This is a genomic window from Sphingobium limneticum (assembly GCF_008710155.1).
Classification (GTDB): domain Bacteria; phylum Pseudomonadota; class Alphaproteobacteria; order Sphingomonadales; family Sphingomonadaceae; genus Sphingobium; species Sphingobium limneticum.
On sequence record NZ_VYPZ01000072.1, the window covers coordinates 1 to 2,665 of the forward strand.

Here is a 2,665-nt window from a genome sequence, read left to right on the forward strand (position 1 = left end):
CCGTGTTAAATGGGAGAGGTATCACTAAGCTGAATAAAATAGGCTTTGGTGAAGCGAACCCGGAGAACTGAAACATCTCAGTACCCGGAGGAAAAGACATCAACCGAGATTCCGTTAGTAGTGGCGAGCGAACGCGGACCAGGCCAGCGCCTGGGATATAGTTAGCAGAACAGTCTGGAAAGTCTGGCCATAGCGGGTGACAGCCCCGTATGCGAAAATGATATCTCAGGACTTGAGTAGGGCGGAGCACGTGAAACTCTGTCTGAACATGGGGGGACCACCCTCCAAGCCTAAATACTCGTACATGACCGATAGTGAACCAGTACCGTGAGGGAAAGGTGAAAAGCACCCCGATGAGGGGAGTGAAACAGTACCTGAAACCGGATGCCTACAAGCAGTGGGAGGGTCCTTGAGACCTGACCGCGTACCTCTTGCATAATGGGTCTGTGACTTAGTGTATCAAGCAAGCTTAAGCCGTTAGGTGTAGGCGCAGCGAAAGCGAGTCTGAATAGGGCGACCATAGTTTGATGCATTAGACCCGAAACCCGGCGATCTATGCATGACCAGGTTGAAGGTGCGGTAACACGCACTGGAGGACCGAACCGTTCAATGTTGAAAAATTGTCGGATGAGTTGTGCTTAGGGGTGAAAGGCCAATCAAGCCGGGAAATAGCTGGTTCTCCGCGAAATCTATTGAGGTAGAGCGTCGGATATTTGCCGTTGGGGGTAGAGCACTGGATGGTTGCGGGGGTCGCGAGATCTACCAATACTAACCAAACTCCGAATACCAACGAGTCTAGTCCGGCAGACAGACGGCGGGTGCTAAGGTCCGTCGTCAAAAGGGAAACAGCCCTAACCTACAGCTAAGGTCCCCAAGTCACGTCTAAGTGGGAAAGCATGTGGGATTTCCAAAACAACCAGGAGGTTGGCTTAGAAGCAGCCATCCTTTAAAGAAAGCGTAACAGCTCACTGGTCTAAATAAGAGATCCTGCGGCGAAGATGTAACGGGGCTCAAGACGTGCACCGAAGCTTAGGGTTCAGCACTTAGTGCTGAGCGGTAGCGGAGCGTTCCGTAGGCCGTTGAAGCGATCTGGTAATGGGTCGTGGAGGTATCGGAAGTGCGAATGCAGACATGAGTAGCGATTAACAGTGTGAGATGCACTGTCGCCGAAATTCCAAGGGTTCCTGCTTAAAGCTAATCTGAGCAGGGTAAGCCGGCCCCTAAGACGAGCCCGAAGGGGGTAGTCGATGGGAACCACGTTAATATTCGTGGGCCTGGAGGTGTGTGACGGATGGCGTAAATTGTCAGGGCTTATTGGATTGCTCCTGGCAGTGAAGTTGTCCCAGGAAATAGCCCCTCCGTATAGACCGTACCCTAAACCGACACAGGTGGAATGGTAGAGTATACCAAGGCGTTTGAGAGAAGTATCCTGAAGGAACTCGGCAAATTGCCTCCGTACCTTCGGAAGAAGGAGGCCCCACATATGCGCAAGCACTTGTGGGGGGCACAGGCCAGGGGGTAGCGACTGTTTAGCAAAAACACAGGGCTCTGCTAAGTCGGCTTCAAGACGACGTATAGGGCCTGACGCCTGCCCGGTGCCTGAAGGTTAAGAGGAGGTGTGCAAGCACTGAATTGAAGCCCAGGTAAACGGCGGCCGTAACTATAACGGTCCTAAGGTAGCGAAATTCCTTGTCGGGTAAGTTCCGACCTGCACGAATGGCGTAACGACTTCCCCACTGTCTCCAGGATATGCTCAGCGAAATTGAATTCTCCGTGAAGATGCGGAGTACCCGCGGTTAGACGGAAAGACCCCGTGCACCTTTACTGCAACTTCAGAGTGGCATTAGGAAAGAGCTGTGTAGCATAGGTGGGAGGCTTTGAAGCATCGACGCCAGTTGATGTGGAGCCATAGGTGAAATACCACCCTGCTGTTTTCTGATGTCTAACCTCGTACCGTTATCCGGTACAGGGACCCTCTGTGGTGGGTAGTTTGACTGGGGCGGTCGCCTCCTAAAGAGTAACGGAGGCGCGCGATGGTGGGCTCAGGACGGTTGGAAACCGTCTGTTAGAGTGCAATGGCATAAGCCCGCCTGACTGCGAGACTGACAAGTCGAGCAGAGACGAAAGTCGGTCATAGTGATCCGGTGGTCCCTCGTGGAAGGGCCATCGCTCAACGGATAAAAGGTACGCCGGGGATAACAGGCTGATGATTCCCAAGAGCTCATATCGACGGAATCGTTTGGCACCTCGATGTCGGCTCATCACATCCTGGGGCTGGAGCAGGTCCCAAGGGTTTGGCTGTTCGCCAATTAAAGTGGTACGTGAGCTGGGTTCAGAACGTCGCGAGACAGTTTGGTCCCTATCTGCCGTGGGCGTCGAAATTTGAGAGGAGTTGACCCTAGTACGAGAGGACCGGGTTGAACATACCTCTGGTGTACCTGTCGTCACGCCAGTGGCGCAGCAGGGTAGCTATGTATGGACGGGATAACCGCTGAAAGCATCTAAGCGGGAAGCCTCCCTCAAGATAAGATTTCTTCGAGCCGTCGTAGACCACGACGTTGATAGGCTGGATGTGGAAGTGCGGTAACGCATGGAGCTAACCAGTCCTAATTGCTCTTATCGCGCTTAAGAGTCCCACCATCAACATCAGCACTGGCAACAGTGA

At 53.1% G+C, this 2,665-nt stretch carries 1 rRNA gene; it reads left to right on the forward strand.

Annotated features, from left to right (window positions below):
- Positions 1 to 2,629: ribosomal RNA gene (locus F4U94_RS23920) — 23S ribosomal RNA — on the forward strand; the annotation flags it as partial.
- Positions 2,630 to 2,665: the final 36 nt, after the last annotated feature.